Consider the following 17,443-nt stretch of genomic DNA (forward strand, 5'->3'; position numbering starts at 1 on the left):
CAATGCTCAAACGGTATACAAAGCTGTATTATATTTTTGCGAAAAATCACATTAAGGTCATGATGGAATACAGGGTGGATTTTTTCATTGGGGTGATCAGCGTGATGCTTCAGCAGTTCGCAAGCATCTTTTTTGTTAAAGTAGTGTTTGATCACATTGAGCAAATTAATGGCTGGACGTTTTATGAAATTCTTTTTATTTACGGAATTGCCGCAACGGGAAGGTCCCTGCATCATATATTCTTTGATAATTTATGGACGCTGGGGTGGCAATATGTAAGGCCGGGGCAGATGGACCGGCTTCTTATCAGGCCGATCAATCCCCTGTTTCATGTATGCGCAGACAGGCTGCAGCAGGATGGACTGGGTCAGCTTGTGATCGGGATACTTATTCTTGCAGCAGCCTTTCCGCAGCTGGATCTGGCATTCGGATTTGCCGATTGGCTGATGCTCGTTGTGATGATTGTTTCGAGCGGTTTGATTTACATTGCCATAAACCTGTTTTTTGCCACATTCTCCTTTTGGATGATCGACAGCCTGCCTATTGTATACGCTGTTTTTAATCTGAGTGAGTTTGCTAAATACCCGATGACGATCTACAACAAAACCATTCGTGTCTTTTTAACGTGGGTCATTCCGTACGGGTTTACGGCCTTTTATCCGGCGGCATGGTTCCTTGACAGAGAAGGGTATGCTTTTGTCGGGATTCTGTCCCCATTAGTCGGTTTAGTCAGCATCGCTCTTGCCTATGTTTTCTGGCTGTATGGATTGCGGGCTTACGCAAGTACCGGAACGTAAGGAAGGAAGCCGCCGGCACAGAAATACAGGGTGAATTTGACCACGTGCGGATCAAATTCACCCTTTTTTTGTCATCTGTTTGTTTTATAGCTGCTTTGTACGGTATAAAAGCGGCCGGTGTTCAGATAGCATAAGATTCACGTGTTATCGTACGTTATAATCTCCGGCATGTGTTCAAATAGCATAAGAATCACGCGTTATCGTACGTTATAATCTCCAACATGTGTTCAAATAGCATAAGAATCACGCGTTATCGTACGTTATAATCTCCGACAGGTGTTCAAATAGCATAAGAATCACGCGTTATCGTACGTTATAATCTCCAGCACGTGTTCAGGTAGCATAAGATTCACGCTCTTTCGAACGATACAATCAGCGGAGGCATTAATTTAGCGTATGGAGCATCTCAGTATAATTTTAAGATTCAACGCTCTCATGTATTGTCCGCGCCTCTTTTTTTCGCGGATAGACTTTCTATTAAAGTGAAATCTAATAAAAAACATGAGAGGTGAGGGCGTGGAAGAGTACCTTCAGTATCGTCCAGGTGGAGACAAATTTAGTCTGTTTTCTGCAGAGCACATATGGACGCTAGTTATCATATCTGTATTTATTCTTGGAATAATGCTGTTAAAAAAGAGCTGGATGCCTCATCAGCATCCCATCAGGCTGGCTCTGGCAGCTGTGCTGTTTATTGCGCTGATCACTCACCAGATATGGCTGCTGAGTGAACATGCGTGGTCTGCAGCATCTGCCCTGCCTTTGCATTTAAGTGATCTGTCCGTCATACTCGCTTTCATCATGCTCATAAACGGGCCGGAAAAACTCTTCCAGTTATTATATTTTGCAGGAATTGCAAGCTCTGTGCAGGCTCTTTTGACTCCGGACCTCGGCACCTATCATTTTCCGCACTTTCAGTACCTTGTCTTTTTTATCTCGCATGGGACTGTTATTCTGGCAGTGCTGGTCATGCTGATGGCTTTTTCCTATAAAATAACATTCCGGACAGTATGGGTATGCGTTCTGATTGTTAATTTGTATGCTGCCATCATTTTAGCCGTAAACAAGTGGCTGGGGTCAAACTATATGTTCCTTATGAAAAAGCCTGAGGGTGTGTCTTTGCTTAACGTGCTTGGCAAATGGCCGTGGTATTTAATCTGGGCGGAGCTCATCATGATTGTCAGTTTTCTGCTGCTGTTTTGGATGTATAAGAGAGGAAGACTGTATGACCAATCATAAGAAAAGCGGAGCCTAAAGGCTCCGCTTTTCTTATTGTCCAGCTGCGCCTCCTAGTCCTTCTGTCAGAACAAAATCCCCGAAAAAGTCAAAATCGGACTTTCCCGGTGATTTCTTATCTGACTGAAAGGATTGAACAGTCGGCTCCGCATTTCTTATTGTCTAGCTTCACCGCTCAGCTCCTCTGTCAGAACGGAACCGTCGGCAAAGGCAAAAAGCGCCTTTACCGCCGTTTCCTTATCTGACTCCCGGAGCTAAACGAGCGCTTCCGCTTTTCTTACTTATTCGTCTTATTAGGCTTCTTCTTCCCCGGGTTGCTGCTGCCCTGGTGCTCGCGGTTGTATTCGTCTTTTTGCTGTTTTTGCTGCAGGCTGTTCACGAAGTTTGATGTGTTTTCCACGGTGAGTCCTCCTTGAATTGATTTTTAGGTTCTTACTATTTCCTTCTTGATGAACATTCATGAGTCCAACTCGGAATCCTTTGCTGTTTTGCCCATTACTTATTTTGCGCTCCGGCATATACTATTTTATCTTTTATGAATCGCGGCAAAGGAGGATCAATCGTGAACAAAAAAATACCAAAGTACAAAGTCGGGGATATTGTCGTGATTGTTATGTACAGTACGGTCGGGACAGTGACGAACGTTCATCAGATCGATCAGCATTATCTTTACGAAGTGAACCACAGCGAGATTTTGTACTTTGAAAACGCGATACAGCTATACTCTGAGTACACCGGGAAGGTGATTGATTCAGAGAAGATTGAAATTGAGTTTCAATACCATATCGGGGATATTGTTCAAGTGAAGGGTTATGAAGAAGAGCTTTTCAAGGTGGTTGGATTCCGGACTGAAATCTGGAGATACACAGAAGATGGCTGGGAAGACATCATTTATGAACTGATGAGAATCAACGACGGGGAATGGCTTGAAGCATCCGAAGAAGAGCTTGTTTTCGTCATGGGGAAAAAGCAGGCAGGCACATTTGTCCAGCAGCTTAGCCTGATGCATATTGTTTCGCAGGAAACAAATGGGATTGAGCAGCTTCTGGCAAAAGAAAAGCTGCCTAAGCAGGAACTCCCCGCCAAGAAAGTCAAGCGCAGCAAACGTGATATCGTTGATGAACTTTTAGATATCTATAATGACTATTTATTTATGTATGAACTGTTTGGTGATCTGGAATACAAGGAAATGATGGATTTTATCATCGACAGTTTAAGAAAATATACGAACACTTAATGAAAAAGAGATATGAGAACGTAAATAAAAAACGGAATACATCCATAAAGCATGATCGTTTGAAGACATGCAATTATCTGTTTGTGAACGCATTCAAATCCTTCTCCGTCTAAAAATACAAGAATTTTATTCGTTTCCTGTTTTGCAGCAGCTTGTCCATTTTTCATTTTCAGCATCTCCTTTTCCTGTTGATCTATTTATTCCATCGTATGCACCGTGAAAAAAGAATATGAAAAGAAAAATGTTTGATTTGCAAGACATAGATGATACAAGTTGGACATATAAACAATTACTAAGGGGGCGATGTTGTGAAAGAAATTGAAGTAATCATTGATACCGAAGAAATGGCTGAATTCTTTTACAATGAGCTGACAAAGCGGGGATATGTTCCCTCGGAATCGGAGCTTGATACGATCGCGGATATTGCATTTGATTATCTTCTTGAAAAGTGCATTATTGACGAAGACCTGGAAGACGTTGATTAAACGGCGAGATTTCTCGCCGTTTTTTACATGCCGCGTTTTAAGAATGGTTTTGTCAGAAGCTTCATCGACCCCATTTTCAGGAGATCCATTTTTACGTTTTTTGTCATGTCCCTGTACGTTTTCTTCTTATCAAAGCAGTCAAAGCCAGACACCATCTCCGGATCCTTCAGCCAGTCAGGCCACAGGTAATATTTATGGGATACATCATTCCACACATCTGTCAGCTTCGGGCTGTATATTTTTTGACGTGGATCAGATGCAAACAGGTTCGGCCAGTAATCCTCCCGTGAGCCGGAATGGGGAAATGTTTTTGCAAATAAAAAAGCTGACGGGAAAACCGCAGGATGAAACAAGGTGCTGTAAAGGGATTTGCCAATGCTGATCCTTTCTTTCGGATCGATAAACTGTCCTATTTCAATTCCTGCCAGTGAAAAATGCTGATCATACCCTCTTTTTTTAAAGGGGAAAATAACGTTTGTAAAACCGCATCTTTCTTGAAGCAGATAAGGAATGGACTTTAATATGTCTGATGATTTTGATACAAGCTGCTGCTCAACATACTGCTGTTCATTCGTAATCAGCGCAAGGGTAAGCAAATCCGATTGCTTCGTTTCATAAAACTGCGCCCAGACTGGCTCCATAAATTTCGAAACATGTAAGGCGGGGAGCAGCCGGAACAAAGACTTTCCGCTTTTCTTGCTCTCCTCATAAAGCAGTAGCTGAGGATAAGCATCGTGGAAAATCAGGGCATTTGCAGATTCAAGAAAATGAAACAGAGAGTTTCGTTCATTTTCGGATAGAAAGTGGCTCACCAGACTGTTTTTCAAATCAGTCATGCTGTAGCCGCCGTTACGGGAAACCATGTGGGCTAAAAAAGCCCAATGAATCTCCGGATGTTTTATATAGAAGGAAAGATAAGCTTTTGTCCTCGTTACATTATTCAGGTTGTAAGATGCCGTAACAGCCCGGATGTTCCGGATGATCTTCGATTCTTCACCGTACACAATAGATGGACCCGGCTGATCAGCCATCAAGTAATCTTTAAATGCTTTTTTCTCTGCGTGATTCATAAGAGATGCGATCGTTGGTTTTTTAAATAGGGGGAGGAATGTCATTTGTGCCAGCTCCTAAAACCTTGCCTCTTACTTACATATGAAAAACCTGAAACTTTTGTTCTCGCGGAACGTATGAAAAGAGCAGGAACTTTTAACGAAAGAGGGATTGTCATGCTGAAAAAATTGATTAAATCGTTTCTCGGAAAAAAATCGCACCGCAGATACAGCAGCAGCGACCGAAGAAGCAGACCATACGGAAATCCTTCAAAATACGGCTATAAGCACTACAAACGCAAATCAAAATCGAGCAGATTTTCAGGATCCTACAGCAGCTGATGAAGAACCTTCTCCTAAAATACGGAGAGCGGCCACTAAAGGCCGGTGATGTAATTGATCATCGATATACCATACAGAAAGTTCTTGGAAAAGGAAGCTACGGCATCACATATCTTGCTTTAACAAAAAGAGATGAGCCGCTTGTGCTCAAACAGCTTAGGGCATATAAGGCTGCAACATACAGCGGCCTGTTGTCATTCAGGCTTGAAAAAGAACTGCTGGCAGAACTCAGCAGTCGGTATTTTCCGGCTTATTCAGGCTCATTTTTTTGGAACAACAAGCATTTCATTGCAATGGAGTATATGGGGGGAGATACGTTTGAAGATTTAATCTTCCTGAAAAAAGAATCATTCGGAGAGAAGGAATCTTTCCGTATTTTGTTGAAAGTAATAGAGGCTGTAGAGGTTCTTCATGCAAAAGGGATTGTGCACAGGGACTTGAGGATTCCAAATATCCTCTTGAAGCATGACTCCATCAGAATCATTGATTTCGGACTTGCGGCAAGAATTGGTGAGGGACCGGATCCGGCAGAATTGGGAAAGTCTTTTTCCCGTGAAAAAAGACTTTACAGAGAACGTTCTTTTCAAAGCGACTTTTATGCGCTTGGCCACTTTGTTCTTTTTCTGCTGTATTCGCAATATGTTCCTGTTACGAAAAAGAACAGAAGCTGGGAAGAAGAACTTGCAATAACTCAGCACTCAAAAGATACGATTAAACGGATGCTCAAGCTTCAGCAGCCATATGACAGGATTGAAGACCTGAAAGCTGATGTTTTGAAGTGTGCAGATGGGGGAGAAGAAAATGTCATTTTTTAATAAAATTTTATCAAGTGTAGGAATTGGGGCTGCAAAAGTGGATGCAAGACTTGCATCTGACAGGATTGCTCTTATGGATGAAGTAAAAGGCATCATTCATGTTCAGGGGGGAAATGTTGAACAGCAGATTGATGAGATTTATCTGTCCCTCCAAACAAGTTACTTAAAAGAGACAGATGATAAAAAGTATTATCAAAACGCCACAATCACCAAAATCAAAATCAATGAGCCATTTGTCATCATGGCAAATGAAGTGAAAGAAATACCGTTTGCGTTTCAGCTTCCTTCGGATACGCCGATTACTCTCGGTTCATCAAAAGTGTGGCTCGAAACAGGGCTGGATATTAAAGGGGCCGTTGATCCAAGTGATAAAGACCGGATTGAAGTCCTTCCACCCGCTATTGTTCAAACCGTATTTGCCGCTTTAAGAGATCTCGGATTCAATTTGCGCAAAGCAGAAAACGAGGCAGCTCCATATCATTTGAGAAAAAGGCTGCCGTTCATACAGGAATTTGAATTTTATCCGACTGCAGGTCCGTTCAGAGGGAAATTAGATGAACTGGAGGTCGTGATTTCAAATATCAGTCCGCAGGGAGTAGAGCTAATGCTTGAGATCGACAGGAGAGCAAGAGGTCTGGGAGGATTTTTGTCAGAAGCGCTTGAAATGGATGAGTCTCTTGTTAAAGTGATGATTCCAAATGCGGATCAGCAGGCCATCCGCAGAACATTGGAAGATGTTATCCATAGATACAGCTGATTTTAAAAGCGGCAAGTTCATCTTGCTGCTTTTTTTATTTGATGAAGACATTTTTTAACCAGACAGGTATCAGTTACTGCATAAGGTTTCAGGACAGTCAGAAAATGACCATGCCCGTTCGAATAGTATAGCGAAAAATCGGTCAGAAAAGAGAGAAATGAGGAGGATGCAGCATGATTTACGAAATAGAAATAGGCACGGATAAGGGAAAACTGTCATTAATAACCCTTGGAAAAGAAAAAGAAGAAGTCATTGAATGTCTGCAGACAGACCGCTTCTTTATCGGATACACCTATACTGGCCTTACATTCGGCCTTAATGCAAATGAAATCGTTTCATTTGATATTCAAAAGCGGGAAACACTGCCGTCAATGCTAGTTGAAGCATTAAAAGATGAGTACGGAGAAGGAATGACTGAAAAGTTTCCATTTTTGACTTCTTTGCTTTATGAAGAAGTGAACTAAACATATTGGCTAAGAAAGAGGGAAGGGATGGATAGATATGAACGAGAATCTCTGGATAAAAAAGTATACAGTCCTGGATAAAACAAGAGAGCAGCTGATTCAAGATCTGGAAATACCGGCTTCTTATTTTCCATACATAGATGCTGCAAAATTAAGGATTCAGGAAACGGGAAATAATGGACCCGTTTATGATGCAGGAGATCAATTTCTGCAGTTTTTGAAGGATGAGTATTATTCTTCGGAGGGCACAGCAGGCTGAGAGCACAGAAAGGCGTTTCCTATGAAGCGTCTTTTTGTATAAAAGAGGCCGGAACACAACAAAACGCTGTCTATGTATACCGGACATAAACAGCGTCTTATTTCAATCCAAACATATTCACTTTTAAGTTCGATCCTTTCTTACTAAAACCCATTCGCTGCTTTCCATCAATTGATTTGTTTCAATTAACATAGTGCACGATGAATCAGTTTATTCCCATTGCTCTTTAACTCAAGTCTAACGAATTGCGTTACCATCACACTTTTGAATCAGATTTCTTTTCTTACTAACTCATCCTGTTATATTGCTTTCCTGCTCTGGCTTCCCCGCATATCCACATGCGCCGAAAATAGTTTTCACCGGCTATTTTCCTGCGGCAGCATGATTACAATATGCTTCGCTAACGGCAGTCATTGGAATCATCCCCTTTAATAAGTCGGATTCACTGATATCCCGCATATCCACACATCTCAAAATCAGTTTTCACGGACTGATTTTTTCCGAGATGGGCTACTGATATGCTTCGCTGACCGTCTTCATTGGAATCACGCCTTCCCTTGATTGAGTAAATTCATCTTAACAAAGTCTTTACATAATTTAAAGATTCAGAATTATCTGTATAAGGCTTAATATAGTCATTTTACCTACCTCATCTCTCTCTCACTCGTTTTTTCGAAGTATTTCAGCTTTTTTCAAAAAAGCATAATTGGACAAAGTGATTGATTCAGCAGATAATCGTTGTTAGAATGAATGTAAAATTCTGACTAAAAAGAGGTGCTGCAATGATCACCGCACATCGGCCGTTTACAGAAGAGGATCTGGGTAAAACAGCTTTAACAGAAAGCTTTAAAATTGACTTGCGCACATATACAGATGAAGAGAAAGATGCGTTCTTTACGTCAAATGTCGTAAGTGACTGGTCGCAGCTCTCCTGGAAAGAGACAGGAAAACCTTATGAAGTTAAAACCGTATCAAAGGACCGGAAGGAATGGGAAAAAGAAAACGGGTTGTCCATGCCGGTGCACACATCTTGGGAATATTTCAATAAATCATTTCACGAGTGGTTCATAAAAGATGTGCCGGGAGAAATGGAGGAGCTCAGCCGGGAATTAAGGATGCATTTTTCTGCTTTTCGTCCTGCAGAGGTCAGGGAAGTACTCGGCCGGTCATTTAAACTAAGGCTCTGGAATTACATCCACAGGATGGAGGACGGCATTTGGGATCCTCGGGGAAAACGCGCATTGTTTGAAGGGCTGGATGTAAGCAAACCAAAAATACTGTTTCTCGGCGCGGCAGAAGGGTATGAGGGTATGCAGCTTGCAGCCATGTATCCTGGTGCAGAAGTGGTTATGGTGGATTATGATGCGTACTGCAGGGACAGCAGGTTTGCCGAATTTCCGGAGCATTATCCTTTTTTAGGTCAAAACCCTCAGACGGGCAGCCACAGAGTCTATTACAAAAATGACTTTAACATCACCTATTTGGTCGATGATATCCGCAATCTTTCCTTCGGCAAAGAATTCGACATTGTGATCAGCGTTGGAATGATTGAGCATTTCCCCGATGAGCAAAAGCCAGAAGCCATCGACTGGCACAGGAAGTTTTTAAAGGACGGCGGTTATGCCATTCTGACAACGCCAAGGGCACAGGCTAAATCAAAACTGTACTATCAGATTATGGCGGATGTCATGAATCATACGTACAGAGAATTAATGACGATTCAGCAAATGGGACTGTATATTTATGAAAGCGGTTTCGATATCCTGCGCCACGGCTTTATTAAAGTTCATAATGGTATAATCGCACGGCCAAGGTGAAGTTGAAAGATTCTGATTACAAGGCATACCTTTTATTTTCTCCCCAGGACCGATAAAATAGGAATTGACGGCTATTTTTACCAGAGGTGTGATTCTTATTTTTATCTTATACGCAGGACTCGGTTTACTGATTGGTGTTTTGTCTGGGTTCTTCGGCGTTGGAGGCGGATTTATCCTTACTCCGGTACTCCTGCTGCTCTCAGTTGATCCGATTACTGCCATCACCATAAGTTTGATGTATACAATCGGAACATCGGTTTCCGGTGTATTCGCACATTTGAAAATGAAAAATGTCAAATGGAAGGAGGCAGCCCTGATTGGCGCGAGCGGAGCGGCAGCTACACAGGCTGCCAATCCATTTGTTTTCTTTTTAAGTGATCATCAGTTGGATGAAACAGTGATTCCGCTTGCTTATGTTATTCTCCTTGGTTATTTTTCATGGAGTCTACTTCTCAGGAAGGATAAGAAAGCACCATCAGGCAGAAAAAAGGGCATGAAATTGCTGATTCTGGTGTTTACAGGCGCGACCGGAGGTTTTGTTTCAACTCTTCTAGGGGTTGGAGGGGGCTTTATACTTGTGCCGCTTTTGATTTCACTGTCCGGATTTAAACCGAGGGAAGCAGTGGGGACAAGTCTTATGAGTGTTCTTTTCATTGTTACGGCCGGTTTTATCACATATTTCGCAAAATCACCGATTAACCTGTCAGTTGGTGCCATGCTGATAGCAGGGGGACTTGCAGGTGCGCAGGCTGGAGCATACTTGACATCGAGGTTTGAACAGGCGGAGATCAGGACGCTTCTTGGAAGTTTGTACATCATTACCGCAATGAGCACCGGATTGAAGCTTGCTGGCCTTGAATATGTGGGGATGATTGTTCTTATTGTTTTTATAGGAGGACTCTATGTGAAAATGGGTCTTAAAATTGGAAAACAGCTTAAGGAAATCCGTTCAAGGTGAACGGATTTATTTGCTGTATGAAAAAGGAAAATCAGAATGACCCGCGTCTTTTTGAGAGACAGGCAGCATATTTATGGAAAGAATGGCTCCGGAACATATGAATGGATGCCCTTTTTTTCAGTAAAAATAAGAAGGCATCTATTTATGATATGGAGGAATGATTCATGGCACATAAACATCAGAACAGCGCTGAGCAAAAAGCAAAAAAACAAGCTCCGGGTCAATATAAAGAAGAATTCTCAACCGAAGTCGCACATAAACCCCAGCCTGCTCCAGGGCATAAGGAACATAAAAGAAACAAAATGAATTAAGCAGTCCGTGGGAGGGGAGAAGCCGTGAAAAAGATAGCCGCCTTTTTTCTCCTGTTTCTTTTACTTGCATGTATTTACAGGATAGATGGTGTTCAGCATGCTGAAAACTTCGTCGTCCAAAAGGCTGAAACATGGCGGTCAGAACCGGCAACTGCTGTATTTCTGGCAGTCAGCGATGCCGGTTCCATAAAAGCCGAATACCCTGTGCTTTTATTTGCAACCTTTCTTCTTTTGCTGAATAAAAACGTTCTAGCTCCTGTCTTTTTATGGATTGCGTTTTATTCTGCACGCTATCTCAACATCGGGCTTAAAGATCTGTTTGAAAGGGAAAGACCATCCTTTCATGCGGTCATTGATGCAGCACATTACAGTTTTCCAAGCGGCCATGCAATGAATTCCACCGTTTTCTATGGATTTATTTGCTACCTTTTGCTGGCAAACACATCAGCAGCGAGCCGTACAAAAAAGAAAAGGTTTTGGGCGGCTGTTTTTTTTATAGGATTTATTGGGTTAAGCAGAGTGTATTTAGGCGTTCATTATGCCATTGATGTAGCAGCAGGATTTTCTGCAGGCATTGTGGTGCTCTTAATACTGATCAGGCTGTATGAATGGATTAAAATGTTAATCGACAAAACTAGTGCAGCTTAGACGAAGGAATTAAGGCAGCAGTCACCTAATATGTAATATGGGGGTGGCATGTATGGGATTAAGTCTTTTTGCAGCGAGGCCTCAGACATATGAGGTTACCATCTTTCAAACGCCGGAATATGGACAAAAAAATGGATACAAAGAAGTATACAGGATGAATCTGGAGGCAGCGGGCCACATTGATGCCATGCATCACATCTTTTGCATGTTTAATGTGAAAGACAGAGTCCCAAAAGACTACAGGGCAAGGTTTATTGCCACAGGGGATATTTTGCTGATTGATGAGCCAAAGAGGGGACAGACCTTTTATAAGCTGTTTTCAGGCGGCTGGAAGAAAATAAGCAGAATGCAGGTAAGGTAAGGGCAGCGACAGTGGCTGCCCTTTCTTATTGATTTTCTTTATATGTGGTTTCCAGGACCGTTTTTGCGTTTTTTGGGGGAAGCTTCTTTTCCATGTGCATTATGCTCAGCTTCAATAGCTTCGGCCGGAATATGATTGTTTTTTTTCTGTCCATTGACTCTGTTTCGATGTTTTTTGCCCATCAGTATCCCTCCTTTTCCCACCTATTTTTCTCGAAATAAGCCGTTTTCACACCAGTAAATAAGTATCATGTATAGAATTGATAGGAATCCCGAAAAATGTAGAAAGGGAAAAGATTTTTTCAGCAGGATTATGGTATATTGAAAAAGCACCTTTTTTACATAGAAACTGGAGGTATGAAAATGAGTGTTCATATAGGAGCAAAACCAAATGAGATTGCGGAATCTATTCTGCTGCCTGGAGATCCGCTGCGCGCAAAATATATTGCGGAAACGTTTTTAGAAGATGCTGTCTGCTACAATGAAGTGCGCGGTATGTTAGGATACACAGGAACTTACAAAGGCGAAAGAATTTCCGTCCAGGGTACTGGCATGGGCGTGCCATCCATCGCGATTTATGTAAACGAACTGATTCAAAGCTATAACGTGCAAAAGCTGATCCGCGTTGGAACTTGCGGTGCGATTCAGCAGGATGTAAAGGTCCGTGACGTTATTCTTGCGATGAGCGCATCAACAGATTCGCAAATGAACAGATTGACATTTGGCGGAGTTGATTATGCTCCGACGGCTGACTTTGACCTTCTGCGCTTTGCTTATGAAGCAGGAAATGAAAAAGGCTTGAAATTGAAAGTAGGCAACGTGTTCACCGCCGATATGTTCTACAACGACAATTCAGAGCTTGAGAAATGGGCGAAATACGGCGTACTGGCCATCGAAATGGAATCCGCCGCCCTTTACACACTTGCTGCTAAATTTGGCCGCCAGGCACTTTCTGTTCTTACAGTAAGCGATCACATTCTTACTGGGGAAGAAACGACATCTGAAGAGCGTCAAACAACATTCAATGAAATGATGGAAATTGCGCTTGAAGCAGCGATCAAAAAGTAAAATAAATGTACAAAAAAAACGCGCGAAATTTTTTCGTGCGTTTTTCTCATTTTTCGACAAAATCTGTCACAAATGACAGATATAGTTTTCCTCATTTTAGGCAATAGTGATAAAATAAAAACTATGAAATGTCAAAATGCAGGTAAGGTGAATGAAATTGAGTGCAACTAAAAAAACAATGGCTGCTGTTTTGCCGCTGACACTGATGCTTTCAGCATGTTCCGGCTTGGATTTTTCCAAAAGCCTGAACCCTTTTAAAGAAGGACAGGCAAAGACACAGGAGCATCAAGAAAAAATAGAGCCGGAAAAAGAAGTTAAAGAAGAAATTATGACATTAGAAGAGCCGTTTTTCAATCAAATTAAGGAGGTTAATGGAAAGCAAACGATTGCGAACCCCGAGAACAGGATGGTACTCGTAAATAAAGAGTTCTCCCTGCCGGCTGACTACGAGCCTGCTGATCTGGTCTCCCCGAATGTTCCATTTTCTTTTGGCGATGCAGAGGTTCCGCAGCGCTATATTCGAAAAGAAGCAGCTGCAGCCCTTGAACGATTGTTCGCACAGGCAGCTTCAGAGGGAGTAGAATTATTTGCAGTCTCCGGTTACCGGTCATATGAACGCCAGACCGGCATCTTAAATGTAGAAAAGGAACGAAAAGGAGACACAACAGCACTTGAGACGGTTGCGCTTCCGGGCCAAAGCGAACATCAAACAGGACTTGCGATGGATATTACAAGCAAAAGCGCCGATATGGATATTACGGAAAAATTCGGAGATACTCCCGAAGGAAAATGGGTACAGGCGAACGCGCATAAATTCGGATTTATCATCCGCTATCAAAAAGGCAAAGAAGAGATCACAAAGTTCTCATATGAACCTTGGCATCTGCGTTATGTAGGGGTAAAAGAAGCGACAGAAATAGTTGAAAACCAGCTGACTCTTGAAGAATACTTTAAAAAAGTGAAGAAAATCTGATGAGCGGGCCTGAGCTCGACCGAATCAGACACGGACTGGATCTTTTGTTCATTGGCTTCAATCCAAGTCTGTATTCAGCAGAGGTCATGCATCATTATGCGGGCAAAAACAACCGTTTCTACCGGATTCTATATGAGGCGGGAATTACAGACAGACTGTTTTCCCCTTTTGAAGACAAGGATCTGCTTGACCAGGGAATCGGTTTCACAAACATTGTTCACCGTCCGACTAAAACGGCTGCTGAAATTACTCCAGGCGAATACAGAGCAGGCAGAGTGCAGCTGCTTAATAAGCTCCAAACCTATCAGCCCAAGCTTGCCTGTTTTGTTGGAAAAGGAGTTTACCTCGCATACAGCGGCAAGAAAAAAGCCGCTTGGGGCCTCCAGCCCGATCCGCTTGCCGTGGGTGTACTTGAATTTGCGGCACCATCTTCCAGCGGACTTGTCAGGATGAAAAACAGCGAAATTGTTGAAATATACAATGAAATCCCAATCATTATGAAGAAAAAGCAGGCCATCTCTGAAATGTGATGAACTGCTTTTTTAATTACCTTAATTTGTTTACCAGAACAGCAAACCGCCAAGAACAACACCTGTTACAAATGCCAGACCGATCCCGTATGGGTATCCGTAGCCTGGTCCGTATCCGCCATAATAGCCCATGCCGAAGCCGCCGCGTCCGCGTCCGCCAAGCGGCTGGATAAATACACGCTGTCTTGTAACATTTGTAATTCTTCCAACGTGCTGTCTGCCGAAACGATCGCTGATGCGTACTACCTGCCCGTTATATTGGCAGCATAGATTATAATGATTTTGCGACATTTTTTTTCCTCCCTTCACCTGCTTCACCATAAACTATGAAAAAACAGCAGGAAGGGTTTGTACGAATACCCCGGTGCCTTTATTTTACGCACCTGAAAATGCGAAATTGGACGGCGCGGTGAAAGATTTCCCTGAGGCTTTCATGCTTTGCAAGCATATCAAAATAGGTTTCTGGAATATTCTCCGACATATCAAATTCGGTTGTTGGTTCATTCTCTTCTATTAAAAAGTCTTCTTGAGATTTTACGGTTATGCTTGTGAATCCTGTGTTTTTAAAAAGATTGATCCACTCATTTTCAGTTAACAGCGATTTGAATCCATAAAACGCTTCAATTTCTTCTGCCATCAGCTTCTCGGCACTTTCCGATTTTACAATTTCAATGGCAAGAAGAATGCCTTCTTCTTTTAAAGCCCTGTATGCTTCCTTGATGGAAGTTTCTGCATCAGTAAAGCTTAAAACCGATTCGCAAAAAACATAATCAAATTTGCGGCTCTTAAAAGGCAGCTCCTCGAGCGATCCTTTGATGAGGCAGGAAGAATCGTTTAACCTTTTTGCTGCTTTTTGAAGCATGACAGGATCAGGATCAAGTCCTTTAACATCCTTAATCATGGACTTTAAAAACTGCATGGTCTGCCCCGTTCCGCATCCGGCATCAAGAACAGCTGCTGATTCGGGAATTATCTCAAGTTCAATGATTTCCTTTGTCAGCAAAAAACCCCCTGGGTGGGCGCCGCCAACGCCGAGCTGTGCTAGCAGATCCAGATAAGTCGGCATCTTCAACCACTCCTTTCTGATTAGGATATGATGGCTTTGCTTTTGGTGTGAGAAGGCATGCCGAAAGAATGGATTTTCATATATAGAGCATACTGTTTGAGGGAATCTGTTTCATGGTGATTTTAGTTGACGTTTTTCTCTCTGTTACTCATAATGATTACATAACGAGGGTGGTGTTACTTTGTCCAATAACAAACTGAAATTTTTGTTCGCAATCCTGCTGACGGCTGTCATCAGTGCCGGAATTACGTTTGCCGTAGTTCAAAAAGGCACAGGAGTAAGCGGGGCTGAGAGAACCGGCGATGATCCGTTTGAAAAGCTCTATTCTACATACGACACGCTTCAGGGCGAATTTTATCAGAATACTAATGAAGAAAAGCTTGTAGACGGAGCCATTAAAGGAATGCTTCAGTCACTTGGAGATCCATACTCAGCCTATATGGATCAGGAAGAAGCAAAAGGCTTCAATGAAAACATTTCATCCTCTTTTGAAGGAATCGGGGCAGAGGTTCAGGAATCTGACGGCAAAATCATGATTGTTTCCCCAATTAAAGGTTCCCCTGCTGAAAAGGCGGGACTTAAGCCAAAAGATAAAATTCTTAAAGTGGATGATAAAAGTGTGGAAGGAATGACAGTCAATGAAGCTGTCATGCTGATCCGCGGCGAAAAAGGGTCAAAGGTTCAGCTTGTCATTGAACGCGACGGAGTCGGACAGCTTGATTTTAATTTGACGAGAGATACCATTCCGCTCGAAACGGTTTACACGGAAGTAGAAGATGGTATCGGGAAAGTTCAGATTACCAAGTTTTCTGAAACAACCGGAAAAGAGCTCGCAGATGCATTAAACGAATTAAATGACCAAAACGTTAAGGGTCTTGTTCTCGATTTGCGTCAGAATCCTGGCGGACTGCTTGATCAAGCCATTGCCATGAGCGATATTTTCGTTCCAAAAGGCAAAACGATTATGCAGATTGAAAATAAGGATGGAACAAAAGAGGTTCAAAAATCACAAAACGATTCAGCCGTTAACGTACCTGTTGTCGTAGTCGTCGATAATGGAACAGCAAGTGCAGCTGAAATTATGGCAGGAGCCCTTAATCAGTCTGCAGGCATCCCGATTGTCGGAGAAAAAACGTTCGGCAAAGGAACGATTCAGACTGCCAAAAGCTTTGAAGACGGATCTTCTATTAAATACACGATCGCAAAATGGCTGACGCCGGATGGGTCCTGGATTCATGAAAAAGGGATAGAGCCCCAGCACAAAGCATCACTTCCGGCTTACGCCAATCTCCCATATCTAAATCCTGAAAAAGAACTGAAACAGGGAGACTCATCAGCAGAAGTAAAAGCAGCACAGCAGATGCTGCAGGCACTGGGCTATGAGGACATTAAAACAGAAGGATTCTTTGAGGAAACAACCAAAAAAGCAGTTACCAGGTTCCAGACTGAAAACAACCTCAGCCAAACAGGAACAATAAAAGGAGAAACCACCATTAAAATGCTGGAACTCCTGCAGGCAAAACTGAAGGAAAACGACACGCAGATGTCTAAAGCGCTTGAAGTGCTGAATGAACAAATGAAGTAAAGAAACGAATATGAAAAAGAGAAACCGGACTATTCATTAGTTCGGTTTTTTCTATGTGAAGAATTTTGCTGACTGACAGGGGTTGTGCTTCACTTGATGAAGGGGAGAAAGTGTTAAAGGAGGGGTTAACAGCATTTCGTCATGGTTTAGAACAGGAGAAAGTGTTCTGAGAAGGAGTTAGCAGCACTAAGTTATGGATTCGGCCAGCAGAAAGTGTTCTTAACTTGAGTTAGTAGCATTTTGTCAAGGCTCTGAACAAGAGAAAATGTTCTAAACCTGAGTTAGCAACACTTAGTTATGGATTCGGCCGGCAGAAAGTGTTCTTAACTTGAGTTAGCAGCACTTTGTCAGGCATTTGAAAAGCAGAAAGTGTTCTAAACTTGAGTTAGCAGCATTTAGTAATGGATTCTATCGGCAGAAAATGCTCTTAACCGAAGTTAGCAGCACTTTGTCAGGCATTTGAACACGAGAAAATGTTCTAAACCAGAGTTAACAACATTTAGTTATGTATTCTGCCGGCAGAAAGTGTTCTAAACCGAAGTTAGCAGCACTTTGTCAGGAATCCCAACCTCAGAAAGTGTTTTAAACCATAGCTCGCCAACTTAACCCTAACAAACTGCAAAAAACACGTTTTCTCCCTGTATTCATGGGTATATTACCTATAGAAACTGTTAATTGTTGACTTTTTT

At 42.3% G+C, this 17,443-nt stretch carries 24 protein-coding genes; 18 read left to right on the top strand and 6 right to left on the bottom strand.

Features of this window, described 5'->3' with window-relative positions; all coding sequences use genetic code 11:
* Positions 1 to 2: 2 nt before the first annotated feature.
* Positions 3 to 797 carry an ABC transporter permease gene (locus RKD52_RS10410; protein WP_454099661.1) on the top strand — a complete coding sequence of 265 codons (795 nt, stop codon included), beginning with the start codon at positions 3 to 5 and terminating at the stop codon, positions 795 to 797.
* 516 nt (positions 798 to 1,313) lie between these two features.
* The gene (locus RKD52_RS10415) at positions 1,314 to 2,033 is read left to right on the top strand and encodes a YwaF family protein (RefSeq protein WP_454099662.1); all 720 of its coding nucleotides are present in this window, start codon (positions 1,314 to 1,316) and stop codon (positions 2,031 to 2,033) included.
* A 274-nt stretch (positions 2,034 to 2,307) separates the two neighbouring features.
* On the opposite strand, the gene RKD52_RS10420 is transcribed toward RKD52_RS10415, so the two are convergent.
* Positions 2,308 to 2,430, bottom strand: a complete 123-nt coding sequence (locus RKD52_RS10420) for a DUF4023 family protein (protein WP_029280747.1) — start codon at positions 2,428 to 2,430, stop codon at positions 2,308 to 2,310.
* Between the two features lie 162 nt (positions 2,431 to 2,592).
* Between RKD52_RS10420 and RKD52_RS10425 the strand changes: the two genes are divergently transcribed.
* A complete protein-coding gene (locus RKD52_RS10425; protein WP_454099663.1) occupies positions 2,593 to 3,267 on the top strand; it encodes a hypothetical protein in 675 nt (224 codons plus the stop codon).
* Here RKD52_RS10425 and RKD52_RS10430 read toward each other — a convergent pair.
* Positions 3,264 to 3,434, bottom strand: coding sequence for a hypothetical protein (locus RKD52_RS10430; protein ID WP_454099664.1), 171 nt, complete (start codon positions 3,432 to 3,434; stop codon positions 3,264 to 3,266). The genes RKD52_RS10425 and RKD52_RS10430 overlap by 4 nt on opposite strands.
* 141 nt (positions 3,435 to 3,575) lie before the next feature.
* On the opposite strand from RKD52_RS10430, the gene RKD52_RS10435 reads away from it, so the two are divergent.
* Complete coding sequence (locus RKD52_RS10435; protein WP_081414131.1) at positions 3,576 to 3,752, top strand: YozD family protein; 177 nt, start codon at positions 3,576 to 3,578, stop codon at positions 3,750 to 3,752.
* Between the two features lie 23 nt (positions 3,753 to 3,775).
* Here the strand turns inward: RKD52_RS10435 and RKD52_RS10440 are convergent, their stop codons facing one another.
* Positions 3,776 to 4,867 carry a DUF2515 family protein gene (locus tag RKD52_RS10440; protein WP_454099665.1) on the bottom strand — a complete coding sequence of 364 codons (1,092 nt, stop codon included), beginning with the start codon at positions 4,865 to 4,867 and terminating at the stop codon, positions 3,776 to 3,778.
* Between the two features lie 111 nt (positions 4,868 to 4,978).
* On the opposite strand from RKD52_RS10440, the gene RKD52_RS10445 reads away from it, so the two are divergent.
* From RKD52_RS10445 to RKD52_RS10490, 10 genes are all read left to right on the top strand, one after another.
* Complete coding sequence (locus RKD52_RS10445; protein ID WP_454099666.1) at positions 4,979 to 5,143, top strand: hypothetical protein; 165 nt, start codon at positions 4,979 to 4,981, stop codon at positions 5,141 to 5,143.
* Positions 5,143 to 5,958 carry a serine/threonine protein kinase gene (locus RKD52_RS10450; RefSeq protein WP_454099667.1) on the top strand — a complete coding sequence of 272 codons (816 nt, stop codon included), beginning with the start codon at positions 5,143 to 5,145 and terminating at the stop codon, positions 5,956 to 5,958. Before RKD52_RS10445 ends, RKD52_RS10450 begins: the two co-directional genes overlap by 1 nt.
* Positions 5,945 to 6,715 carry a sporulation protein gene (locus RKD52_RS10455; protein WP_454099668.1) on the top strand — a complete coding sequence of 257 codons (771 nt, stop codon included), beginning with the start codon at positions 5,945 to 5,947 and terminating at the stop codon, positions 6,713 to 6,715. Before RKD52_RS10450 ends, RKD52_RS10455 begins: the two co-directional genes overlap by 14 nt.
* A 173-nt stretch (positions 6,716 to 6,888) precedes the next feature.
* On the top strand, positions 6,889 to 7,179 hold the full coding sequence (locus RKD52_RS10460) for a hypothetical protein (RefSeq protein ID WP_454099669.1): 291 nt from the start codon (positions 6,889 to 6,891) through the stop codon (positions 7,177 to 7,179).
* Positions 7,180 to 7,216: 37 nt separating this feature from the next.
* The gene (locus RKD52_RS10465; RefSeq protein WP_454099670.1) at positions 7,217 to 7,438 is read left to right on the top strand and encodes a hypothetical protein; all 222 of its coding nucleotides are present in this window, start codon (positions 7,217 to 7,219) and stop codon (positions 7,436 to 7,438) included.
* A 782-nt stretch (positions 7,439 to 8,220) separates the two neighbouring features.
* Positions 8,221 to 9,255 carry a class I SAM-dependent methyltransferase gene (locus tag RKD52_RS10470; RefSeq protein WP_454099671.1) on the top strand — a complete coding sequence of 345 codons (1,035 nt, stop codon included), beginning with the start codon at positions 8,221 to 8,223 and terminating at the stop codon, positions 9,253 to 9,255.
* Positions 9,256 to 9,343: 88 nt separating this feature from the next.
* Positions 9,344 to 10,213, top strand: coding sequence for a sulfite exporter TauE/SafE family protein (locus RKD52_RS10475; protein ID WP_454099672.1), 870 nt, complete (start codon positions 9,344 to 9,346; stop codon positions 10,211 to 10,213).
* A gap of 164 nt (positions 10,214 to 10,377) precedes the next feature.
* Positions 10,378 to 10,524: a hypothetical protein gene (locus RKD52_RS10480; protein ID WP_454099673.1), complete on the top strand. Its 147-nt coding sequence runs from the start codon at positions 10,378 to 10,380 to the stop codon at positions 10,522 to 10,524.
* Between the two features lie 24 nt (positions 10,525 to 10,548).
* Positions 10,549 to 11,172, top strand: a complete 624-nt coding sequence (locus tag RKD52_RS10485; RefSeq protein WP_454099674.1) for a phosphatase PAP2 family protein — start codon at positions 10,549 to 10,551, stop codon at positions 11,170 to 11,172.
* Positions 11,173 to 11,224: 52 nt separating this feature from the next.
* On the top strand, positions 11,225 to 11,533 hold the full coding sequence (locus RKD52_RS10490) for a hypothetical protein (RefSeq protein WP_454099675.1): 309 nt from the start codon (positions 11,225 to 11,227) through the stop codon (positions 11,531 to 11,533).
* Positions 11,534 to 11,571: 38 nt separating this feature from the next.
* On the opposite strand, the gene RKD52_RS10495 is transcribed toward RKD52_RS10490, so the two are convergent.
* Positions 11,572 to 11,715 carry a hypothetical protein gene (locus RKD52_RS10495; protein ID WP_454099676.1) on the bottom strand — a complete coding sequence of 48 codons (144 nt, stop codon included), beginning with the start codon at positions 11,713 to 11,715 and terminating at the stop codon, positions 11,572 to 11,574.
* Between the two features lie 180 nt (positions 11,716 to 11,895).
* Between RKD52_RS10495 and deoD the strand changes: the two genes are divergently transcribed.
* The 3 genes from deoD (at position 11,896) to RKD52_RS10510 (ending at position 14,103) form a co-directional block, all read left to right on the top strand.
* Entirely contained in the window at positions 11,896 to 12,600 is a 705-nt protein-coding gene (deoD, locus tag RKD52_RS10500; protein WP_029280764.1) for a purine-nucleoside phosphorylase, read from the top strand.
* Between the two features lie 151 nt (positions 12,601 to 12,751).
* Positions 12,752 to 13,573, top strand: coding sequence for a M15 family metallopeptidase (locus tag RKD52_RS10505; protein ID WP_454099677.1), 822 nt, complete (start codon positions 12,752 to 12,754; stop codon positions 13,571 to 13,573).
* Positions 13,573 to 14,103 carry a mismatch-specific DNA-glycosylase gene (locus RKD52_RS10510; protein ID WP_454099678.1) on the top strand — a complete coding sequence of 177 codons (531 nt, stop codon included), beginning with the start codon at positions 13,573 to 13,575 and terminating at the stop codon, positions 14,101 to 14,103. Before RKD52_RS10505 ends, RKD52_RS10510 begins: the two co-directional genes overlap by 1 nt.
* A gap of 30 nt (positions 14,104 to 14,133) precedes the next feature.
* Here the strand turns inward: RKD52_RS10510 and RKD52_RS10515 are convergent, their stop codons facing one another.
* Together RKD52_RS10515 and RKD52_RS10520 are read right to left on the bottom strand one after the other, a co-directional pair.
* A complete protein-coding gene (locus tag RKD52_RS10515) occupies positions 14,134 to 14,394 on the bottom strand; it encodes a hypothetical protein (RefSeq protein WP_454099679.1) in 261 nt (86 codons plus the stop codon).
* A gap of 79 nt (positions 14,395 to 14,473) precedes the next feature.
* Entirely contained in the window at positions 14,474 to 15,253 is a 780-nt protein-coding gene (locus RKD52_RS10520; RefSeq protein WP_454101192.1) for a class I SAM-dependent methyltransferase, read from the bottom strand.
* A gap of 97 nt (positions 15,254 to 15,350) precedes the next feature.
* On the opposite strand from RKD52_RS10520, the gene RKD52_RS10525 reads away from it, so the two are divergent.
* The gene (locus tag RKD52_RS10525; RefSeq protein WP_454099680.1) at positions 15,351 to 16,754 is read left to right on the top strand and encodes a S41 family peptidase; all 1,404 of its coding nucleotides are present in this window, start codon (positions 15,351 to 15,353) and stop codon (positions 16,752 to 16,754) included.
* The last annotated feature ends 689 nt before the right edge of the window (positions 16,755 to 17,443 follow it).

The organism is Metabacillus sp. SLBN-84, assembly GCF_053629595.1.

What these genes read in the sequence shown, in the direction of transcription:
- RKD52_RS10410 (WP_454099661.1), top strand. Translation starts at nt 3, where the DNA reads ATGCTCAAACGGTATACAAAGCTGTATTATATTTTTGCGAAAAATCAC.
- RKD52_RS10430 (WP_454099664.1), bottom strand. Translation starts at nt 3,434, where the DNA reads ATGAAAAATGGACAAGCTGCTGCAAAACAGGAAACGAATAAAATTCTT.
- RKD52_RS10440 (WP_454099665.1), bottom strand. Translation starts at nt 4,867, where the DNA reads ATGACATTCCTCCCCCTATTTAAAAAACCAACGATCGCATCTCTTATG.
- RKD52_RS10445 (WP_454099666.1), top strand. Translation starts at nt 4,979, where the DNA reads ATGCTGAAAAAATTGATTAAATCGTTTCTCGGAAAAAAATCGCACCGC.
- RKD52_RS10450 (WP_454099667.1), top strand. Translation starts at nt 5,143, where the DNA reads ATGAAGAACCTTCTCCTAAAATACGGAGAGCGGCCACTAAAGGCCGGT.
- RKD52_RS10455 (WP_454099668.1), top strand. Translation starts at nt 5,945, where the DNA reads ATGTCATTTTTTAATAAAATTTTATCAAGTGTAGGAATTGGGGCTGCA.
- RKD52_RS10460 (WP_454099669.1), top strand. Translation starts at nt 6,889, where the DNA reads ATGATTTACGAAATAGAAATAGGCACGGATAAGGGAAAACTGTCATTA.
- RKD52_RS10465 (WP_454099670.1), top strand. Translation starts at nt 7,217, where the DNA reads ATGAACGAGAATCTCTGGATAAAAAAGTATACAGTCCTGGATAAAACA.
- RKD52_RS10470 (WP_454099671.1), top strand. Translation starts at nt 8,221, where the DNA reads ATGATCACCGCACATCGGCCGTTTACAGAAGAGGATCTGGGTAAAACA.
- RKD52_RS10480 (WP_454099673.1), top strand. Translation starts at nt 10,378, where the DNA reads ATGGCACATAAACATCAGAACAGCGCTGAGCAAAAAGCAAAAAAACAA.
- RKD52_RS10490 (WP_454099675.1), top strand. Translation starts at nt 11,225, where the DNA reads ATGGGATTAAGTCTTTTTGCAGCGAGGCCTCAGACATATGAGGTTACC.
- RKD52_RS10495 (WP_454099676.1), bottom strand. Translation starts at nt 11,715, where the DNA reads ATGGGCAAAAAACATCGAAACAGAGTCAATGGACAGAAAAAAAACAAT.
- deoD (WP_029280764.1), top strand. Translation starts at nt 11,896, where the DNA reads ATGAGTGTTCATATAGGAGCAAAACCAAATGAGATTGCGGAATCTATT.
- RKD52_RS10505 (WP_454099677.1), top strand. Translation starts at nt 12,752, where the DNA reads ATGAAATTGAGTGCAACTAAAAAAACAATGGCTGCTGTTTTGCCGCTG.
- RKD52_RS10510 (WP_454099678.1), top strand. Translation starts at nt 13,573, where the DNA reads ATGAGCGGGCCTGAGCTCGACCGAATCAGACACGGACTGGATCTTTTG.
- RKD52_RS10515 (WP_454099679.1), bottom strand. Translation starts at nt 14,394, where the DNA reads ATGTCGCAAAATCATTATAATCTATGCTGCCAATATAACGGGCAGGTA.